Genomic DNA, 20,440 nt, shown 5'->3' with positions numbered 1-20,440 from the left:
TCGCCGCACGGCTGCGCATGCGGACCTGCTATTGCACGGCTCAGGCAGATCGCCAGCGGCGGATCTCCGGCTCGGAATCATCGACGGACACCTTGCTGGCTTCGACGGCGCGCTCCACCACACCGAGGAACTCGCGCTTGAAGCGCTCTTTCGTAAAGCGCAGCGCGTTGCGGCGGCACACTTCCGCGCGGAATGGCGGCGACTGCTCGAACCGCTCCACCGCATCGACGATGGACGCCACGCTCTGTTCGCTGAAGAACAGCCCCGTCGCCCGTTCAGGGTCCTGTGATTCGACGACGATTTCCCGCACGCCGCCCCGGCCCAACGCGATCACGGGCGTCCCGCAGGCTTGCGCTTCGACTACCGAAATGCCGAAGTCCTCTTCCGCAGCGAACACGAAAGCCCGCGCGCGCTGCATATAGTCCACCAGCGCCGCGTCGGGCTGATAGCCGAGCAACGTCACGTTGGGCGTCGCGCATGCCTTGGCGCGCGCGAAATCCGTGCCGTCGCCGATCACCACGAGGCGCCGCGACGGCATCGCCGCAAACGCTTCGACGATCAGCGGAATGCGCTTGTACGGAACCATGCGCGATGCAATCAGATAAAAGTCCTCGCGCTCGTTGCTGAGTTCGAAGCGCTCGACATCGACGGGCGGATAGACGACTGCGGCGTCCGTCCCGTAGGCCTTGCGAATCCGTCGGCCCACGAAGGCCGAATTGGCGACAAAGGCATCCACGCCATGCGCGGTGCGGTGATCCCAGATCCGCATGTAATGCAGCAGCAGGCGCACGATCCAGCTTTTCATGCCGCGCTGCATGCCCGCCTCGGCGAGGTATTGATGCTGCAGATCCCACGCATAGCGGATCGGCGAGTGCACATAGCTCACGTGGACCTGATGCGGGCCCGTCAGCACGCCCTTGGCCACCGCATGGTTCGATGAGATCACCAGATCGTAGCCCGACAGATCGAACTGCTCGATCGCCAGCGGCATCAGCGGAAGATAGGGGCGAAACGATTTGCGCGCGCGCGGCAGATGCTGGATGACCGAGGTATGCGCGCGTTTTCCGCCCAGCACGTCCCGCTGCTCTTCAGGGAAAAAATCGACGACGCTGTACAGATCGGCGTGTGGGAACAGTTGAAGAATCTGTTCGACCACCTTCTCCGAGCCTGCGTACGCAGCCAGCCAGTCGTGTACGAGTGCGACGCGGCCAAAGCGGCGCACGTCGTTGGCAGGGGTTGGGGCAAGCGTTACATTAGCCACGGCGAAATCTCCTCGATCAACCTGGCAGCCGTCGCGCGCCATGTCAGTTCTTCCGTGCGTGCACGCGCCCGCTCGCGCAGGCTCGCACGCAAGCTCGCGTCCGCGGTGATCCGTTCGAGCAGGCCCGCGAGTTCGGCGGGATCGTCGGGCGACGTGTAGAGCACGGCATCGCCGCACGCTTCCTGGATGGCCGGCAGCCTCGAAGCGATGACGGGACAGCCCAGCGCCAGCGCCTCGACAGGCGGCAACCCGAATCCCTCATAACGTGATGGATAGACAAAGCACGCGGCACGCCGGTAAAGCGCGGCCAGTTCGCCATCGCTGACGTAACCGAGATGCTTCACGAAGCCCGGCAACGCGTCCTTGTCCGTCCCATATACCCGCGCATCGCCGCCGCCCACCACGACGATGTCGAATGGCGCATCGCCAATCCGCTTCGCTGCCTCTGCCACGAGCTGAAAATTCTTGTGCCGGTTGAGGCTGCCGACTGCAAGCACGAACGGACGCCCGTTCAGCTTCGACGCTACGGACGCCTCGTCCTCCTGCACGCGCAACATATGCTCGCCGCTCTCCAGCACCACGCCAATCTTGCCCGCCGGAATCCGGTAGGCGTCACACAGTTCGCGCCGCGAGAACTCCGATACCGTAATGACACGCTGCGATACGCGGCCAAGGCGCGGCGCCATCAGCCGATACCACGCAACGAAGGACCGGCTGTAACTATCGGGCACGCGTGCAGGTGCCGCGTCGTGCAGCACCGTGACCTGACGGCGATACATCAGAGGCCCGGAGTTGCAGAGATTGAGCAGCAGCCGGCCGCGTGCGGCCCGTGGCAACGCGAGCTGTTCCCAGCGCAGTCCACCGCCCTTGCCGCTTGCCTGCAGACTCACATGCCGAAAAGGATTCGAGATGCCCGTCAATGCCTCGGGCACGATGATCTCGGCCCGCAATGCCGAGACAAGGGGATCGCGCGATTCGATGAGCTGATCGAGCGCCCGGATGGTCTCGAACGCGAAGCGGTCGACACCCGTCGCGCGGCGGCCAAGGAAGCGGCCGTTTATCAGCAGATTGGGAGCATGCGTGTGTTTCATCGACAGGGTCCAGGGCATCTCGCATCAGCGGACGTCGTCCGTGTACCAAAGCACCCGTAGTACACGAACGGACTCAACATGCCGCACCATGCAGTTCATTTGAATAGGAGTGTGGCCGATCTACGCGCCGATGAATGTTCGCCGACGCTCACGCCAGGCTAACTCGCGTACGCAAAGCCGGTGACGAAAAGTCGAAACGGGCTGATCTGCCGCGAGCGACGAGCGGCGAGCGACGGGATGGCTAAAGATGTGCCGCGCCATGTCCCGGTCGATCGGCGCATTCAAGGAAGATACGGCATCCGAACCAGTCATTCACTGGTTCGGATACGACCGCTGGTAACGCGCACTGGCGCAGCAGATACCGATGTCGAAAGCGTCTTCGCCTAGCGCTTGACCAGCCGCCTGACGGCATTCAACGGTGCTTTCAGCCTGAACACCGGCGTGTGGACGACCTCGGAAAAGGTCTTCGGATTGCGGTGCTCCAGCGTCGCGATGACGTTTCGCTTCAATGTGTCGCGCAACGAAGAAACGCCAGGCGACACGGGATTCAGACCCATCATGCGCAGAAAGTAGTTCGCCTGATACACCCTCGCACGTCGCTCGAGCGTCTTCGTGCAGTAGTTGATGCTGATGCTCACCGAGATATTGTCGCCGTTCTTGACCCAGTGAGGCGCGAGCGGCGGATGATGCACCACTTCGCCCGGGTTGAGCCGGTAGACGGTGCCGCGATCCTGCATGTCGCCGCGATAATGCGCAGCTTCGAAGTTGCCGCTGTAATAGCGTTCGATCTCCGGGTCCGGCACCAGCTCGCGATCGGTCGCCGGGAACAGACATACGTCCTTCGAACCTTGTATCTGGAACAGGAAGTTGGTTTCGTGATCGATATGAAAAGGAGTCGAGATGTTCGGTGACGAAAGCAACAGTGTCATCGACACAAACGTCATGTCCTTGCGCAGAGGGAAATCAGACAGGCTTTCGAGTTCGGCCGTGATCGTATCCAGAACCTCGGCGTACTCGGGGTCGTAATCCTGCGCGCGATTGAGTTTGATCCACGTACCGTTTTCGCCAAGGCGGGCTACCGTCTCGGCGAGACGCTCGCTCTCCGGCATCGCGCTGAACTTCGCATCGATCGAACCCTGCTTGAAGTTGAGGGCACAGAAATTCCCGTTCCTGGCGATGATCCGCTTCGCGAGTTCGACAATTCGGGGAATCTCGAACAGGCCGCTCTGATGCAATGTATGGTTGAACTTGAACGAGCGCTGGTTGAAACTGCTTTTGAACTCCTGGTGGCTGGCCCGAAGAATGGTGTCGCCTGATGTCCGCTGGCGTGATGTATCGGCCAACACCGCATCGTAGGTAGGCACAAACATGGCGCACCTTTATAGGTTAGAGAGCACTGCCTGCAGCCTACTATTCGTGCAGTCAGTCACATGTGCGTTGCCGAACATCCGTTCCATGTTGGGGCGACGCCTGAATTGACCGGCTCAGGTCTCAGGTGAGTGCCGTCTGGCGAATCCGGGAGCGCTTGCCCTCGAGCCGCGCGAGCAATGGCTTCTCCAGATACACGTGAACACCGAGCGCAAAGACGATCGCCAGAACGGCCACCACGAACGCCGCCAGATAGAGGCTGGGCGCAGTGTGAAACGCACCCGATTTGACTGCCTTCGCGAACGCGTTCATCCAGAATCCATGCGTCAGATATAGCACGTAGGACGCATTGCCGAGCAACGTCAAGGCGTGCGTGATTCGCCCGCCCTTGTTGTCCGTGTGCATGAATGCGGCCACGAGGAGCGTCGCCGGAAGACCCCACGCCCACCACCTGAATGAGGCCGGCAAGCCATGTGTTGCGGCCGCATCGGGCGATGCCAGGGAAGCCCAGGCGAAGAGCGCGAGACTCGTCACCAGCATCACCCACCTGATACGCGGGCCCGGCCCGGCGAACTGTCTGCTTGCCATGCCCAGAAACACGCCGCACAGGAACTCGATCACGATCGGGTTCCCGTAATACTCGGCCTGGACCGCGACACCCGCCGCGTTGAGCGCATAAGGCACGCTTGCGATCAGGGCGACGATCACGCCCACCCGGTATCGTTGCCATGGAAGACACAGCGCGGCCGTACAGACGAGATAAAAGTACAGTTCATAGACGAGCGTCCACGCGACACCCATGACGAGTCCTGACGATGTCGTGGGCGGCAGCAACAGCACCGACTCGACGAGGCTTGCTACGTCCCACTGCCTGTGCCTGAACGCGAGGCCGCTGCACGACAGCGCAATCACAGCAGCGAGACACACCCAGTAGGAAGGCATGATCCGCGTGAGCCGTCGGCCGAAGAACTGTCTGGCCGACGTTTGAGAGGAAAAGCCCGCTGTCGTATGCCACATCACCAGCCCGCTGATGACGAAAAAGATGTCCACGCCGCACGCGCCCAATCGCTGGATAGCGGGCGGAGCGAGCGCCAGCGGACTTGCCGATGCCTCTTCGAGAAGATGATGTGCCAGTACCGCAAAGGCCGCGAGGAAGCGCAAATGTTGCAGCCCGGAGAGTCTCGTATGACGTTCCATAGGTCTCGCCGATAAATTCATGCAATGGTGAAAATGAGAGCCGGACATAGCCGGCCCGACGGTTCGGACTGCAACCGCGGCATTCTCCAGGCGATCAGAGAGACGTTGCATCACGTCGAGAGAAGGTACTCAATCGTTCGATGCAAGTCGCGTGGCGTGGCACAACATTGAAATAGTGCGCAGAATTATAGGTACGTCTCGTCTGCGTACACGGAGTAACTGCGTCGAAACGTGGGATGAACCACATCCCCAGAGAGATGAAGATCGAACGTGCACGTGAATCCAGCGAGACGGGATCGACGGGCGGGACCTGCGCCGGACAACAACCTAGATCTGCACAGGAGGAAAATCGGGTGCGCCCAGATTCTCGATCTTGATGTAGGACGGCAACTCATTCGCGGCCCTCGAGCGCAAACCCGTATGCGTTTCGGAGAAGCCAATCCGCTGGAAATAGTCGTGACAGGTCGCGTTCTTTCCCGTATCGACCAGCTCGGCCCGGATCTCCGGGTGTGCCTTGAGTGCCAACCGCGTCGCGATCGCGCCGACGACCAGTTCTGCGCCGAGTCCAAAAACACGGCACGACAGCACGACCTGCACGATACTCCCGCATTTCACCAGGCACACGGAGATGATGCCGTTGTCGATCAACTTGTCCCGCAGAGACGAGACAATGCAATCTCCGCCTTTGCTGATGAAGTTCTCGAACTCCGACTTCTCCCATCGTTTGCCCGTTGTGTTGAACTGATTGGTCTTGTTGATCAACTCGAACGCGCGATCGAAGTGCCGGGATGTCGGCGTCTTGATCAGGTAGAGAGATTGACGGAGCTGCAACGACGCAAGCCATGCTTCGCGCGACACGCCGCTTGCGGGCGTCGCACTCGCTTCTCGCTGCGCGATTGCACGCACGAGGTCTGTCCGTCGCGAGGATTCCTCTGTGATGAACGGCACCTGCGTTTCCGCCGATCGCAGGATGATTCGCCGCCAGTCGTAGTGGTTACCGCCCAGGCAACGCATGTCGGGGATCGCAGCCTTTACCTCTGACAATTCCCGGTCGTTGTCGTCCATGAACACGCAGTTGCCCGGCAGCAGGTTCACCTCCTTGAGGATTTCAAGGATGTTCTGCGACTTGGGCTTCCAGTTGATGCGGACACAGGCAAAATCATCCAGCGTGATCGCGCCGCGCCAGATGCTGTTAAACCGTTCGATGGTAGGCGCCTCGTCGTTCTTGCTGCAGATGGCCAGCAGTCCGCCGCGACGCTTGAAGAACATCAGGGCTTCTGCGAGGCCGATCGGCCAACCTTCGATGCGCTGTTCCAGACTCAGGCTCTCGGCTTCTGCGGCCACGCCTCGCCACAGCGTGTCGTCGAGATCGACGATGATCAGCTTCACCGGGTTGCGCTGCTCGACGATCCTGACCATCGCCTCGATCCGCGACAGAATCGCCAGCGTGAATTCGCGCGACGCGACTTCATACCTGAAAACATTGCCGAGCGCTTTCGGCGCGTTCAACCGGTTCGAGTCGAGCTTGAAATCCCAGTCGTTGATAAACGACGCGTGTGAACTGCTCGCCACGACATCGTCCTGCAAATGCCGGCGACCGATGAAGTTCAATATCTCGTTGGAATCGAGAAAGTAGCAGTTACTCGTTTGCCGTACGGCCTCCGACAATAGCCGGTTAATCTCACGAACCAGATAAGCTGGAGACGTCGGACTGAATGGATCGAGCAGATCGCCCAGATAATTGAAGCTCGGTTCGAAAAACGACATGAAAAGGATCGGCACCGACGTGATCTTTCCGGCTATCTGCGCGCCCTTTTGCGAGAGATGCTCCCCCGCTCTCTCCAGCAGTGCGCGTGCGTCTTCGTCTGACTGGAGCCTGGAGAAAGCCATGTCGACCACCGGCTCGGGCGTTTGCGTCGCTTCGCTCAGCACGTGCCGCAGGGTCAGGCTCACCACGGCGACGTCGTCTGTCGGGGCGGCATCGGGCACGGGATCGTGAAACCTCGACCCCAACAGGATGTGCCGGATGTTGTGTCCGCAATCGACGCTGCGCTTCGCGAGCATGTCGACGCCACATGTACCGAGCAGCAGTATGTTGAGCTTGCGCGATTCGATTGTGAGCGAAGTCGGCGGCAGCGGCAGGTTGACCCGCTTATCAGCGATGGACGTATAAAAAAAATCGCGGATAGCTTGACGCATTTTCAGCCCTCAGAATGAAAACGTCCTACATCGCGAACGACACCTATGCGCATCGCGAGGGCACGGATGTGCCACACGATTACAGCATAGCAGCAATTTCCTTTCTGTGCGCCGACATACATAAGCCCGCTCATGTCGAAACGATCCCGCACGCGGCATTCACAGGCGTTTCACAATCGCGCATCGCTGACGAAATGCCCTGACATGAGCGACGCCGAACATTCTGCCTGCCGCAGATTCGCCACACTCCAGGCGGTATGAATGACGTGGCGTGGGTTGCCGGGTTCCGTCTTCACTATGGATCATGGAGCAAATCGATGGAAGCGAGTATCAGGCTGCGCGATATTCAGATCGTCTGGGCCGCCAAGATGTTCAGGATGATCGGTGCAATCGGCTATGGCCGCCGTTTGATCGAAGGCGTCGGACGCACCAGTGCGGGCGCCGCGATCTGGGGCTGGATACTGGGTTACCGCCGCACCTTCCGCGCGCTCGACGAAGCCGAACGCGCCGTCAAGCCGTATGCGAAAGGCGGTCACGAAAATCGCGAAAACCTGGACTTGCATCTCGAACTCAATCGCGTTGCCAGACCGAGCGACTACGCTGCCTTCTATTATCTTCGCGACCCGATGCCCGGCATCAAGACCATCTTCGATCTGGGTGGCAACGTTGGCAATCTCTACTATTGCTACAAAGAATATTTGCCGCTACGGCCCGATGTGATGTGGACCGTCTACGATTTGCCAGAAACGATTGCGTATGGAAGAACGTTGGCATCGAATCGAAACATCGCCAACCTGCAATTTACCGACGATTTGCGGCAAGCCGATGGCGTCGATCTGTTTATCGCCAGTGGCTCGCTTCAGTACTTTGACAAGTCGTTGCCGGAGCTACTGAAAGGCATCGATCGACGCCCCAAATACATATTGATCAACCGGGTGCCGATGACAGAGGACAAGGATTTCGCTGTCGTTCAGGATGCGGGCCATATCCGCGTGGCCTGCATGCTCCACAACCGCTCGAAACTCATTACCGATTTCGAACGGCTGGGCTACAGGGTGCTAGGCGAATGGGAGGCAACGGAACTCCGGCTTACCGTGCTGGATCGCCCCTCATCGAGCGTCTGGGCGTACACGGGCCTGTGGCTCGAACGCGTATAGCAGCACGATTTCCGGGACTGACAGGCGATATACGACGACACCGGCCAGTGTGACCGAGCGCACGAACGCTGGCCGTGTCTCACTCTAGACTCTGATTGCATGAGCGCACGCTGCGCAGATGCGCCGATTCGCGGCAGGTCCTGAACGGACGTACCGCTGGAGCAAGCCGCACGGAACGCTTGCGGTGAATGTGTTACGCCAGTCGGACAACCGCGGCATCTTCGCGAGGTAACTATGGACTACGTCAGCCGCCCGCACTTCCTGGTTCCGGAAACGCTCCTGAGGGAAGCGGCAAGCTCGCCGGCCGATGCGCGCGACACGACTGCCCTGTCCGATCCCTTGCCCGCGAAAGCACCCGACGATGGCAAACCCCGTCTCCTGTCGCTCGTCGTGCCGTTCTACAACGAAGACGAAATGATCGGATCATTTTTCAGTACGGTTATACCCGTACTCGAAGGCATCGACGGAATCCAGTTCGAAATCGTCTGTGTGAACGACGGCAGCCGCGATGGCACGCTTCGCATGCTCATCAGCATGTCGGATCAGGACAACCGCATCCGTGTGATCGATCTGTCGCGCAACTTCGGCAAGGAGGCCGCACTCTCGGCTGGACTCGACGAAGCGCGCGGCGACATCGTGATCCCTTTCGATGCCGATCTTCAGGATCCGCCCCGGGTCATTCCGTTACTGATCGAGAAATGGCGTGAAGGCTACGATGTCGTCGTCGCCAAACGCGTCGACCGGCTCACGGATTCCTTCCTGAAACGTCAGACCGCCGGCATTTTCTATCGCATCCACAATTCGGTCTGCGACACGAAAATCCCTGAAAACGTGGGGGATTTCCGTCTGATTACGCGGGAAGTCGTCGATGCCCTCAAACGGCTGCCCGAGACGCGCCGCTTCATGAAGGGGCTGTTCGCGTGGGTGGGTTACCAGACGGCCGTCGTCGAATACGTGCGCGAACCGCGCCTTGCCGGCAGGTCCAAGTTCTCCGGCTGGAAACTCTGGAACTTCGCGCTGGAAGGCTTCCCGAGCTTCAGCACGCTGCCGCTTCGCGTGTGGACTTATGTCGGCAGTTTCGTGGCGCTGGGCGCGTTTCTGTATGCGTCATTCCTCATCGTGCGAACCATGATTCAAGGGGTCGCCGTGCCGGGCTACGCGTCGCTGATTTCGGCCGTCCTCCTGCTCGGAGGGGTGCAACTGATCGGAATCGGCGTGCTGGGTGAATACATCGGCCGCATCTACTACGAGTCGAAGAACCGGCCGGTTTATCTGATCCGCAGGCGCTATCAATCTCCAGGCGCCGACGAAGTCTGATCGGCGCATGGCACGCCCGTTCGCGTGCCATGTCCTGTGAATCATCGCGTTCAATCACGCCCATCAACGGGCGGCTTTCCGTTGCGAATCCGGGTCTGTGCATCGACTTCACATCGATGATGCCGCGATCGAAAGCGGCGTTGCCAAACGCACAGTGCGCCCGTTTCTCGCCGGATACATTCGTCGCATGACTTGCCTGGCGTCCACGCCCGACAGGACAGTCAACGGACGAGGCGCATACCTCGACGGATATCGGACGTTTTATGGCCCAAATGGCTGATCGGACCACAAAACGGCTTCCAACAATAAAGCAGGCAACGACAACCTTCCCCTTCTGCCCGTCGCGCGCGATATGTCGACATGACATGCCGCTTCGCGCGATGTCCGGCAGATCCGAAGGCAGATAAAACATGCAACGTTACGCGCGGATCGGCGCAGACAATGGTGGCGTTCACCCGCCCGTCTATCGATCGTCCGGCTGCGAACGCGGAGACGCCACATGGCAATGAAATGGCCAGCTGGGAATGTACATATCGTCCTGTCCTGGATCGTCGTCGGCGCACTCGGCATAGTCGAAGGCATGTACGGTCGGCCGCAATACTACGGCGACTGGATCTCTTATCTCAATGTCAGCTGGGCCGTTGCTCACGTCGACTGGCGTGAAATTTTCAACCCTTTCTGGAATCCCGGTTATCCCGCGTTGATTGCCGCGGCACGGTCGCTGGCCGCCCCGACGCCCGAGGGCGAATGGCATGCGATCACGGCAATCAACTGGGTGATCTATCTGGTTGCCTACGCATCCTGGCGCGGTCTGATCAGAAATGCCCTTGCGCTCTACTGGCCTGATCTGCTCGCACTGCGCCGGCATCCATTTACGATCTGGATCGGCACCTGCGTTTTTCTAGGCGCCTGCCTGGGACTCGAAACGGTTTCTGCCGTATGTCCCGATCTGCTCGTGACCACCTGTTTCCTGCTCGGATCGAGCCTGCTTCTTGCCCTGATCCGGCGGCGCGATCTGGGCACCGCGATATTACTTGGTGTGGTCCTCGGTATCGGGGTCTGGATCAAGGGCGTGTTCACGCCCTTCTCCGTTCTGTTCATCGTGACGCTACTCGTCTATTGCGGCACGAAGCGCAGCCTGTGGCGGCCACTCGGTGCGGTCGTGGGAAGCTTCGGTATCCTCTTTGCTGTCTATATTGCCGGCATCTCCTGGTCCTACGGCGAATTCACGCTGGGTGCGTCGGGCATGCTGAATCTCCCCTGGCACGTCAATGAGCTTCCGCATTTCAGCAACTGGCAAGGTGGACCGGAGCAGTTCGGCCGGCCACTCCATCCAACGACTCAACTGATTGCGGACTTGCCGGCGTTCGGCTTTGGGACGCCTTTCAGGACCACGTACCCGCCGTATAACGATGTCGCCTACTGGTACAAGGGCTTTCGACACTTCTTCAGCCTCAAGCTCGAATTGATGGCGATTGGGCGGTGTATCTGGAACCTGCTGCAGATACTCAAGCTCAACCCGATCGTGCTGGCGGTTGCGGTGGCTCTCCTGCTGTCCCTTGTCAGGCAGCCGTGGCGGACGTCGCTTTTCAGGACAATCGTCCGGACCTGGCCACTTTGGTTTCCTGCCGTCGCAGGGTTCGGCACCTATATGCTCGTTCATATCGAAGAGCGCTATCTCAGCCCGTTCCTGATGGTGATCGCGCTTCTGACGTGGGCGCCGTTGCTCGACGTGACGCTGCATTCACGTCGCCTGCTTGCCACGGCACTCGTTGTCATCTATAGCGCGGGCATGTTCGGCCAGCTGGTGCTCGCGAAAGAAGCGTCGTTCAAGCCGGTGTTTCGTCAGGCGGACTATCACGACGACCCGCAATGGCGGATTGCCAGTGCGTTGACGGCTGCAGGATTGCAACCGGGCGATCCGGTGGCCGTCATCCGGGATACCGGCCCGACTGTCAGGGTCAGCTGGGCGTATGTGTCGCGCTTGCGGATCGTCGCCGAGTTCGGTGGTCTCCCGTACCGTATCGAGCCGCAAGACCGTACCCGCTTCGATAAAGACGTCGAACCGCTTCACCCGGATTACAGCGAAGTGTTCTGGACGCAGCTGACGCCGCAACGGCGTGACGAGGTCATGAAGGCATTTGCCCGGAGCGGCGCGCGAGCGGTGGTGTCGCTCTCGATGCCGAACATCCAGCCCGGTCCCGGCTGGATACCGCTGAAGGGAACGCCCGCCTGGCTGTACGTGTTTCCCACTGCGGCCGGATAGCCAGATGCCTGACTGACGGATATCGGGCATCGGGTATCGGCAATCGACGCGACGCAGGATGCCGGCGAACCGGCTCAGGTTCCCGGCATGTCTGCCGGTGTGACTTCAAGCAGAATCACATGATCAGGGACGTCGACCGCGAGTTGGCGCACGTCGCGATGGCTTGCGAACGGCTCGGCCGAAACGAGCGGGTCGTACAGATCGACACGGCTCGCCGTCGCGCCAAAGTCGACGTTGATGCGGACAGGTGGATGGGTGACGGGTGTTCCTTCCGCGCGGTTCCAGAAGGTGGTTTCATTCCATAGCACCAGCACGAAGCGATTGTCCTTTTTCTGCAGCAGCAGGCTGTTTGCCGACGCCGGCATCCCTGACAGCGTATACGCGAGCGAATGACGCGCCGCACCGCTGGCGCTGCGCGGCACGCTCGCGTTCAACACCGACGTGAGATTGTGAATCGCCTGAGCCACCGGCTTCGGGCTGTTGCCCACGCGAAAAAGCCCGAAGTGCATTTCAGGGTTCTTGTGCTCCGGATCGGGTTTCTGGTCGAGCAGTTCGTAGACATAGAGCCGCTTCACACCCGCCGCCGCCGCGTCCATGTAGCCGTTGAGCACGCCCTTGGCCTGCGTCGCCTCGTCGACGCCGATCATGTACCAGCCCGACTGCGGCATCGAGAAGTAACCGAATTCGGTGATCACAACCGGCAGCTGGAATTTCTTCACGCTATCGATGGCTGCCGGTAACCAGGCACCGCCCGGCACGTTATAGGTAGGCTGATTACCGTTTTGCGGATACGCATGCTGGTTCGCGAAATCGGCGGAATCGGCGCGCGTATCGACGGATTTGAGGTCGTAGCCCGTCAGGTCATACACAGGGACGCCCGCGAGCTCGGGCGTGCTGCGCACGCGCGTGTAGATCTCGCGCTGCGCGGCGAGCCCGGCAGCCATGCCCTTGAGGCCGCGGAACGGTACCGGAAAATTATCGATCTCGTTGAAGCCTTCGATGGCCGCGACGCTGCCGGGTACTGCCGCGTTCAGTTTTGCTGCCACCTCGATCGACCCCTCGATATTCGGGCGCGTCAGAAAGTTGAAGCGGACTCCGCGTTGCGCAAGGAACACATAGGTCGAGAGCGGCTAGTTCGGAGCGGGTGGGAAGCTGCGATCGTGATGGATGCCGAGCCATGCCAGATTCTCGGCGACGTTGCGCACGTTCGCATACGCGCCATCCAGATAGTCGAGATGGGTCACGACACCGAGCGTATCGATAAAGGCGCTGGCAGGCATGGCCCGTACAGGTTCGCCCGCTTGCACCGTCGCCCCGGATACAAGCACGCAGATGCCGATAGCGAGGTTGGCCGCGGCACGCGCGCCCAACCGCTTGCCAGGTGTTGCCCTGCTCACGTGCCGCGGGCCGCGAGAAACCTCCGGATGGGCAAACAGGTGACGGATGGCGGCTACGGGATGCTTCACGGCGCTTTCCTCGCGTGGGACGGCATGCAGGTTCCGTGTGCCCTTTGCCACGCCTGCATCTCTATGCGTATGCCTCTGTGGCAGAGGTGTAGAACAGCATTGTGATGCGTGGTCGCATCCCATGTGTGTGCACCGGCGAACAGAACGTGCTGCCGTTCGCCGGCGTGTCCTGACCCTCTTCCCGCAACGATCGATATCTAACCAAAAATTACAGGATTGCGTACGGTCACACACCAACTGCGCACTCGCTTGCGTCTTTGTAATGTCAGAATTGAGACGGAATCGCAGAGCATCCGCTCCGCCCAGCATTAGCGAATACGAAGATCGCGATACATGAACAAGCTCCAGTCTCTCACCGTCTTGCGCGGCATTGCGGCGATCACCGTCATCTACTATCACATCATGGCGCCGACGGGGCACACGTTCGGTGAGTTCGGTGTCGACGTGTTCTTCGTGCTGAGCGGCTTCGTCATCGCACTCGTGCTCGACAGTCCCCGCATCACCGCGCAGCGCTTCCTGTCGGACCGCATTGCGCGGATCGTGCCGCTCTACTGGTTGCTGACCTTCGTGGTATTCGCCGGCACGCTTGTCGCGCCCTCCCTGTTCAACTCGACCACCGCCGATTTCGGCAATCTGCTGAAGTCGCTGTTTTTCATTCCGTATCGCAAGGAAAGTGGCCTGATCTTCCCGATGCTGTTCGTCGGCTGGACGCTGAACTACGAAATGATGTTCTACGTGGTCACGGCACTCTCGCTCGTTCTGATGCGTCGCCACCGGCTGCTGTTCGTCTCCGCGTCGATCTTTGCGATCTATTTCGCGGCAGCGACCTCGGGTTCGCGCGACGTGTTCGCCGATTTCTATTCGTATCAGCGCAGCTTCGAGTTTCCGCTCGGCTTCGTGGTCTATCAGTTGTGGAAGCGCGGCAGGCTGATCAAGCCTGCGCTTGCCGTCGGCGTCGCGATCGCCGCCTATGTCTGGATGGCGTACGTGAACTGGAACGGACTCTCGCGCGCCCACCTGCTTTACTTCGGCATTCCCGCTTTCCTGATGGTCGCGAGCTGCCTGAGTCTCGAATCGAAGCTCGGTTCGGGCCCGTTGACGAAAGGCGCGCTGCTCGTCGGCGATGCCAGTTATGCCATCTATCTGAGCCATCCGTATTGCGTGGAGGCCGCGCGCAAGCTGCTGGCGAATGTGATCGACGGCTTTGACGCGACTGCGCCCGCCGGAGCGGCCATCATCATCGTCATCGCAACAGCCGTAGGCGTCGCGCTCTACTGGTTCGTCGACAAACCGCTGCACCGCAGCGCACGCAAGCTGTTGCAGGCCGTGCCCGCCATTCCGTTGCGCGGCGCCAGACTGGCGGGCCTGAACCGCGAACTCATCGCCGCTGATGACGGCCCGACGCGCAAAGTGCCCGTCAATCACGACGCACGCTGATCCGTGATGCAGGTCTGATCGACGGGAGGCGCGCCCAGCGCTTCACACCCCACGCATCGAGACTGGTTGTGTCACGCCATCCTCACTCCCCTCCGATGATCGCTGGAACACTTCCCTGCATTGCGTATTAGCTGGACGCGGCCTGCCTGGCGAGACCGGAAGCGAACGTTGCCGCGCGCATCGAGTGCAGTCGATGCGAGGCGTTCTGGACGTCGCCACGCATCTGGCTTTATCACATCGACACCGCAGAGCGACTGGCTCGCGTGAGCGACCACCGAAGGCCGGCGTGCACGGATCGAGGGAGTGAAGAAACGACCGCTGCGCCGTATCGACTGGCGCAGGACCGAGATTGGAATCGGGAAGGTCGGTGTGCCGGAAGGCACACGCATCGTCTATCGTTGCTGTCGCGCATGACGGCCGCGATGCCGTCATGCGTTCAGCCCGGGTTGCTCGCGTTGCCCGCATCGCTTCCCGTATTGCTGTAGCTCGCGTAGCCATAGGCGGCATATTCGCTGCCGTACTTGCCGGGCCGCGAAGTCATGTCGTTAAAGACCACGCCGCGCACGGGCACACCGATCTGTTCGAAGCGGCGCACCGATTCGCGCAACTCCGAGACACTCGTCACCCCCTGGCGTGCGACCAGGAACACCATGCCCGCCAGATTGGCGACGATGCCCGAATCGGCAACGGGCAGGATGGGCGGCGCATCCATCAGCACGATGTCGTACTCGCGATCCGCCCATTCGACGAAGCGCCTGAAGCGGCTATGCCGAAGCAGTTCGCTCGCATTGGCCACATAGCCGCCGTTCGCCACGAAGTCGACGCCCGGCATGATCTGCCGATGCACTGCGCTCTCGTACGGCGAGCCTTGCAGGATGTCCGTGATGCCAGGGCTGGAACGCACGCCGACACAGGCGTTCAGCGAGCCGCGCCGCAGATCCGTGTCGACGAGCAGCACACGCTGGCCCGACGCGCCCAGCAGCGCCGCCAGATTCACCGACACGAACGACTTGCCCACCATCGGCGTCGGGCCGGCAAGCAGGACGACATGATTGGGCGCATCGCGCAACGCGAATTCGAGCGCGCCTCTGAAGCTGCGCAAGCTCTCGACGGCGGAATCGAACGATGCCGTGCACGCCAGCACGCTGCACGTCCCCGGCAGGCTTTCCGGCAACCGGCGCGTGAGCATCTGCTGCATGCGGCTGCGCGGCACGGAAGCATAGACGTGCAGCCCCGCGCCCGCCTCGATTTCATCGACCATCGCGATACCGCTATTCATCCTGCGCCGGAACAGCACGAACGCCGAGCCGACGAAAATGCCCGTGAGCGAACCTGCGACCAGAATCAGCGTGCGCTTGGGGCGGATCGGTCCCTCGGGAATGGCGGCGCTGTCGATCAGACGGGCATTCGACACTTTACCCGCCTTGGCCAGCCGCATCTGCTCCTTGGTGTTCAAGAGGTTCGTGTAGATGTTCGTGTCGACCTGCACTTCGCGTTGCAGGCGCAGCACGCTCTGCTCGAGAGGCGGCAGCCGTTTGGTCTGCACGGCGAGTTCGGACAGCGACTTCTCAGCTTCTTCCAGTTGCCCATTCGTTGCGATCAGTGCGGGGTTGTCCGGCATGTAGCGCGCGTCCAGCTGGGCGCGCTGCTGCCGCAACTCGGCAATGCGGTTCTGCGCCTGCGCCGTGCTCTGCAGCAAGGCGGCCGCTTCCGCGCCCAGATCGACTGCGCCGTGCTCCGAACGGAACTGGTTGTATTCTTCTTCGGCCTGCTCCAGCTTCGCCTTCAACTCCGGCAATTGCTGGTTGAGGAACGCAATCGACTTCTCGGCTTCCTCCTGCGTGCGCTGCACCTTCTGCCGCATATACTCGTTGCCGATCGCATTCAGGATCACGCTCGTCTTCACCGGGTCGCCGCCTTCCAGCGCCGCGCCGATCACCGACGACTCCTTGCCTTTCTCCGAGATCATCAGCCGGCTTTGCAGGTCGAGCGTCGCCGACAGTTCGGACGAGCGCGACAGATCGAAGGTGACGCCGGGGCGCGCGTCGATCTCGCTCACCAGCAGGTCGATCGCACCGCCCGGCACTTCGGCGTGCAGCGTCTCGCCGACCCGGCCCGGCAGATCGATGCCATTGTGTGCCAGCGTGTACGTGCCGTTGCCTCTGGCCGTGATGACGAATCTCGCGCCATGCAGCCGGTCGGGCACGTCGAAGTGCGCCACCGTGATCGCCTCGTCGCCCCATGCGTAGCCGCCTCGGCCCGACCAGCCCGACACGTTCAGATGGGTGGCCATCCAACGGCCCACCACCGGGAAATAGTGCGGCGCGACGTTGATATACAGCTGGGTGGCTTCGACGGCACGCGAGATGACCATCCGCGAGCGCAGCACTTCGATTTCCGCCGAAGCAGCGGTTTTCACCGCGAACATCGCCGACACATCGGCTAGTGCGTTTTTCGCGGCGCCGTCGCTATCCTCCACGTGGATGAGCATGTCGGCCTGATAGACAGGCCGCGCGAGCATCGCATACACGAGGCCCACGAGCGTAAAGATCGCCGCGACGATGACAATCGTCTTGCGGCCTTCATATAGGGTGTCGAGCAGCTTGCCGACATACCCGCCCTCCGGCGGCATCACGCCGTCGTCGAACGACCCCTCTAGCAGATATTCGCGCTGTTTCAATCTGTCTCTCCGTCGGTGCCCGCCGCCACCGCGCCGGGCACGTGCATCGATATATAACGGTCAGTAGCCGAGTGCCCGTGTCGCGGACGCCGCCTGGGTCGCAGGCAGGATCAGCCCAATGACGCGGCTCCATTTCACCAGTGACGACGCATCGACGAACACGACATCGTTCGGCTTGAGTTCGAACGAATCGGCCGTGGCCATCGCAGAGGCCGACGTCGCGTCGAGGTGGTAGACCACCCGCTTGCCTACCTCGCGACCCCGCACGACGTAGACCTGCGACGCATCGCCGGACGTCTGGCTGATGCCGCCCGCGTCGCCCAGCGCCTGGTTCAGCGTCATGCGACCGTTGTTGAACGGCAGGCCGCCCGGACGCTGCACTTCGCCAATCACAAAGACCTTGCTGTCGTTTGCCCCATAGACGCGGATCAGATCGCCGTCGCGCAGGATGATCCGGTCCGGGTTCACGTTGTTGCGGATCATGTCCGGCATGTCGACGACTACCGTTTCATCCCCGCGCGTGAGAGTCACCTTCGAGCGGTCCGACTTGTCGGTAAAGCCGCCTGCCCGGTTGATCGCTTCGGGCAGCGTCATCACCACGTCGTTGAGCACCTGCACGCCCGGCGATTTCACTTCGCCGTCGAGATACACGCGCTTGCTGCGGTACGTTTCGACGCGCACCGTCATCTGCGGCTGCCTGACGTAGCGGCCCAGCTTGCTCGTGAGCAGATCCCGCACGCCCATTTCCGAGAGGCCTTCGACCTTGATGGGCCCGATATAGGCGTACTGGATGAAGCCATTCACGTCGACCGTATAGCCGGGCGCGACAGGCGGCGACCCGGACGTGCTCTGCCCGCCTCCCGTCGTGGCGGCGGGCATGCTGAGCTCCGGGTGATCCCACACGACGATGCTGATGACATCGCCCGGCCCGATCAAATATTGCTCCGGCTTGGCAAACAGGCTGCGCACATCGGCCGGCACGCCCGTTGGCCGTTCCTCTTGCTGCTTTGCGACGAGATCGTCGGTGATTTCGACCAGCGAACCCGAAGGTGCGCGATCGCCGCCCGACGCCTCCTGCGAACCTCCACGGCCTGCCGCGCCGTGCGCGGCATTCACCGCTCCAGCAGCATCGCCCGATGGCATGCCCCGGAAGGTCATCCCCGGCGACAGCGCACAGCCCGACAGCAGCACAGCCGCGGCTGCGGGCGCTGCCCATCCGGATGCGGCCAGACGGATCACGCGTGCAAGGTCGAGCCTTACCCGTGAGCGAACCGTTCGCCACCACGAACACAGGCGCGCAGTGCGCGCCTGTCTCTTCCACATCTCGCAAACTCGGTTGAGTTGCATGGTCAAACCCCCATGTTGCGTGTGGCCGTCCCGCTGCGTACGGTGCGCAGCGGATCCTGGCCGATGCTGCTCATTTCACGATGCCTGGTGATGCCCTCTCGTACATGCCACTGCCGTGTTGCCTCATGCCATCTCTTGCCACTTCACACTTCGAGCGACGCTCGGCTCGCGGTCGGTCTCCGCGCGCTCCGCCGCACGTTCCGCACGTTCAATACGCGCCGTTGCCTTTGATCACCACAAAAAACGTCTTGAAGAGAATGCCGATATCGCTATGCAGGGACCAGTTCGTCACGTACTTCACGTCGAGCATGACGCGCGTCGCGTAGTCGGTCTCGCAGCGGCCGCTCACCTGCCACAGTCCTGTGATGCCAGGCGTTGCCATCAGGTAGTACTTGCTGTGCGCGCCATAGCGATCCAGTTCCTGCGCGGTGATCGGCCGCGGGCCGACGAGGCTCATCTCGCCGCGCACCACGTTCCAGAGCTGCGGCAGTTCATCGAGGCTCGTGCGGCGCAGGAAGTGGCCGATGCGCGTCACGCGCACGTCGTTCTTCAGCTTGAACTCACGCTCCCACTCGGCGCGCGCCACGGGGTCGCTCGCGAGCAGTTCGTCGAGCACCTGCTGCGAGTTGACCACCATCGAGCGGAACTTGAGGCAACGAAACTTTTCGCCATCGCGGCCGACGCGGGTATGGCCGTATATCGACGGACCGCCGTCCAGCTTCACGACCAGCGCAATCAGCGCGAGCAACGGCAGCAGCGCGAGGATCATGGTAAGACCGAGCGTGATGTCGAAGGCCCGCTTGACGGCATGCCGGATCGAAGCGGTATGCGGTTCGGTTTCGACCAGATCGTGATCGGCGTCCCCGCGTTTGAGCCAGGCGGTAGCCTGCCGGGCCACGCTGAATTCTGCGAAGAACAGCGTATGCGAGGCGAGCAGCGAAATGCCCGTGGTCAGCGTCCAGTAGATAAACCACGGCATGGAAATCACGTTGTCGCGATGAATCGCGTAGAGCAAGGCCAGCCCGCAGAGTTGCACGGCCAGCCACGCAAATGCCGTGCGGCCCGCGACGCTCGCGACGGGGTGTCTCCCTCGCGGCGGATAGGTCCCACACGCGGGAAACACGGATAACGCCAACGCCGCGACAAACGCGACGAGCGTCGGGTCGAGCTGGTGCGCAGGACCCACTGCGGCCACGTTGAGGCTCAGGTTCAAGTGCAGTGCGCCGAAAGCGCCCAGCACGATTAGCGCGATATCGATCGCACGATGCACCAGCTCGGACATATTCCTACCCCACTGCGTCGCGTGTTCAATGGTCGATGTTTAGCCGCCGCCGTTCGAATGGTCGTCGCCCGCACCGTGAAAGCGATCGTGTCCGGCAGCAGCCCTGCTGTGCCTGGGCTGCTCACGTCTCCGCTTTCTTTTTTGCGTGCGCCACCTTGCGCGGTCCCCTGTGATGTAGCTGCCCACCTTTGCTGCCGGCCGGCAATGCACAAATCACATCGATAAGGTACGGGGACGGCAACAGAGATTCCGTGCGAAATCCCACCAACGGTTCGCGATCGCCTGATGCACCTTCGGTGCCATCCGATTAGATGCGGTGACAACTTTGTGCGTTGCGTGCGCTCGCGCACGCAACGCATGCCGGGAGGGGTT

At 61.4% G+C, this 20,440-nt stretch carries 14 protein-coding genes; 4 read left to right on the top strand and 10 right to left on the bottom strand.

The window, feature by feature from the left end:
* Positions 1–40 precede the first annotated feature (40 nt).
* The 5 genes from DK391_RS13120 to DK391_RS13100 form a co-directional block, all read right to left on the bottom strand.
* Positions 41–1,261: a glycosyltransferase family 4 protein gene (locus DK391_RS13120; protein WP_109478403.1), complete on the bottom strand. Its 1,221-nt coding sequence runs from the start codon at positions 1,259–1,261 to the stop codon at positions 41–43.
* Positions 1,249–2,352: a glycosyltransferase family 1 protein gene (locus DK391_RS13115; RefSeq protein ID WP_109478402.1), complete on the bottom strand. Its 1,104-nt coding sequence runs from the start codon at positions 2,350–2,352 to the stop codon at positions 1,249–1,251. The genes DK391_RS13120 and DK391_RS13115 overlap by 13 nt, the downstream gene beginning before the upstream one ends.
* A gap of 383 nt (positions 2,353–2,735) precedes the next feature.
* Positions 2,736–3,722 (bottom strand): cupin-like domain-containing protein, encoded by a 987-nt coding sequence (locus tag DK391_RS13110; protein ID WP_109478401.1) that lies wholly within the window; start codon positions 3,720–3,722, stop codon positions 2,736–2,738.
* A gap of 121 nt (positions 3,723–3,843) precedes the next feature.
* Positions 3,844–4,917 (bottom strand): acyltransferase, encoded by a 1,074-nt coding sequence (locus tag DK391_RS13105; RefSeq protein ID WP_109478400.1) that lies wholly within the window; start codon positions 4,915–4,917, stop codon positions 3,844–3,846.
* A gap of 327 nt (positions 4,918–5,244) precedes the next feature.
* On the bottom strand, positions 5,245–7,116 hold the full coding sequence (locus DK391_RS13100) for an HAD-IIIC family phosphatase (protein ID WP_109478399.1): 1,872 nt from the start codon (positions 7,114–7,116) through the stop codon (positions 5,245–5,247).
* 317 nt (positions 7,117–7,433) lie between these two features.
* Here DK391_RS13100 and DK391_RS13090 point away from each other — a divergent pair, with 317 nt between their 5' ends.
* The 3 genes from DK391_RS13090 (at position 7,434) to DK391_RS13080 (ending at position 11,856) form a co-directional block, all read left to right on the top strand.
* Complete coding sequence (locus DK391_RS13090; protein ID WP_162600808.1) at positions 7,434–8,273, top strand: methyltransferase, TIGR04325 family; 840 nt, start codon at positions 7,434–7,436, stop codon at positions 8,271–8,273.
* A gap of 234 nt (positions 8,274–8,507) precedes the next feature.
* Positions 8,508–9,590: a glycosyltransferase family 2 protein gene (locus DK391_RS13085; RefSeq protein WP_109478396.1), complete on the top strand. Its 1,083-nt coding sequence runs from the start codon at positions 8,508–8,510 to the stop codon at positions 9,588–9,590.
* A 499-nt stretch (positions 9,591–10,089) separates the two neighbouring features.
* The gene (locus DK391_RS13080; protein WP_109478395.1) at positions 10,090–11,856 is read left to right on the top strand and encodes a hypothetical protein; all 1,767 of its coding nucleotides are present in this window, start codon (positions 10,090–10,092) and stop codon (positions 11,854–11,856) included.
* A 74-nt stretch (positions 11,857–11,930) separates the two neighbouring features.
* Here the strand turns inward: DK391_RS13080 and DK391_RS13075 are convergent, their stop codons facing one another.
* Together DK391_RS13075 and DK391_RS45275 are read right to left on the bottom strand one after the other, a co-directional pair.
* On the bottom strand, positions 11,931–12,902 hold the full coding sequence (locus DK391_RS13075; protein ID WP_239482807.1) for a calcium-binding protein: 972 nt from the start codon (positions 12,900–12,902) through the stop codon (positions 11,931–11,933).
* Between the two features lie 84 nt (positions 12,903–12,986).
* Positions 12,987–13,322, bottom strand: a complete 336-nt coding sequence (locus DK391_RS45275; protein WP_239482806.1) for a hypothetical protein — start codon at positions 13,320–13,322, stop codon at positions 12,987–12,989.
* Positions 13,323–13,655: 333 nt separating this feature from the next.
* Here DK391_RS45275 and DK391_RS13070 point away from each other — a divergent pair, with 333 nt between their 5' ends.
* Positions 13,656–14,759: an acyltransferase gene (locus DK391_RS13070; protein WP_109478394.1), complete on the top strand. Its 1,104-nt coding sequence runs from the start codon at positions 13,656–13,658 to the stop codon at positions 14,757–14,759.
* A 436-nt stretch (positions 14,760–15,195) separates the two neighbouring features.
* On the opposite strand, the gene DK391_RS13065 is transcribed toward DK391_RS13070, so the two are convergent.
* From DK391_RS13065 to DK391_RS13055, 3 genes are all read right to left on the bottom strand, one after another.
* Entirely contained in the window at positions 15,196–17,439 is a 2,244-nt protein-coding gene (locus tag DK391_RS13065) for a GNVR domain-containing protein (RefSeq protein ID WP_109478393.1), read from the bottom strand.
* Between the two features lie 60 nt (positions 17,440–17,499).
* Positions 17,500–18,786, bottom strand: a complete 1,287-nt coding sequence (locus tag DK391_RS13060; protein ID WP_109478392.1) for a polysaccharide biosynthesis/export family protein — start codon at positions 18,784–18,786, stop codon at positions 17,500–17,502.
* Positions 18,787–18,994: 208 nt separating this feature from the next.
* Entirely contained in the window at positions 18,995–20,068 is a 1,074-nt protein-coding gene (locus tag DK391_RS13055; protein ID WP_109478391.1) for a sugar transferase, read from the bottom strand.
* Positions 20,069–20,440: the final 372 nt, after the last annotated feature.

It is taken from the genome of Paraburkholderia sp. C35 (genome assembly GCF_003121405.1).
Taxonomy (GTDB): Bacteria; Pseudomonadota; Gammaproteobacteria; order Burkholderiales; family Burkholderiaceae; genus Paraburkholderia.
Note: the sequence above shows the minus strand (reverse complement) of the source record. Positions and strands in the feature narration are given on the sequence as shown.

Excerpts from the sequence above, each read along its gene's own strand:
- DK391_RS13085 (WP_109478396.1), top strand. The coding sequence starts at position 8,508 with ATGGACTACGTCAGCCGCCCGCACTTCCTGGTTCCGGAAACGCTCCTG.
- DK391_RS13055 (WP_109478391.1), bottom strand. The coding sequence starts at position 20,068 with ATGTCCGAGCTGGTGCATCGTGCGATCGATATCGCGCTAATCGTGCTG.
- DK391_RS13060 (WP_109478392.1), bottom strand. The coding sequence starts at position 18,786 with ATGCAACTCAACCGAGTTTGCGAGATGTGGAAGAGACAGGCGCGCACT.
- DK391_RS13110 (WP_109478401.1), bottom strand. The coding sequence starts at position 3,722 with ATGTTTGTGCCTACCTACGATGCGGTGTTGGCCGATACATCACGCCAG.
- DK391_RS13090 (WP_162600808.1), top strand. The coding sequence starts at position 7,434 with ATGGAAGCGAGTATCAGGCTGCGCGATATTCAGATCGTCTGGGCCGCC.
- DK391_RS13115 (WP_109478402.1), bottom strand. The coding sequence starts at position 2,352 with ATGAAACACACGCATGCTCCCAATCTGCTGATAAACGGCCGCTTCCTT.
- DK391_RS13105 (WP_109478400.1), bottom strand. The coding sequence starts at position 4,917 with ATGGAACGTCATACGAGACTCTCCGGGCTGCAACATTTGCGCTTCCTC.
- DK391_RS13070 (WP_109478394.1), top strand. The coding sequence starts at position 13,656 with ATGAACAAGCTCCAGTCTCTCACCGTCTTGCGCGGCATTGCGGCGATC.
- DK391_RS13100 (WP_109478399.1), bottom strand. The coding sequence starts at position 7,116 with ATGCGTCAAGCTATCCGCGATTTTTTTTATACGTCCATCGCTGATAAG.
- DK391_RS13080 (WP_109478395.1), top strand. The coding sequence starts at position 10,090 with ATGGCAATGAAATGGCCAGCTGGGAATGTACATATCGTCCTGTCCTGG.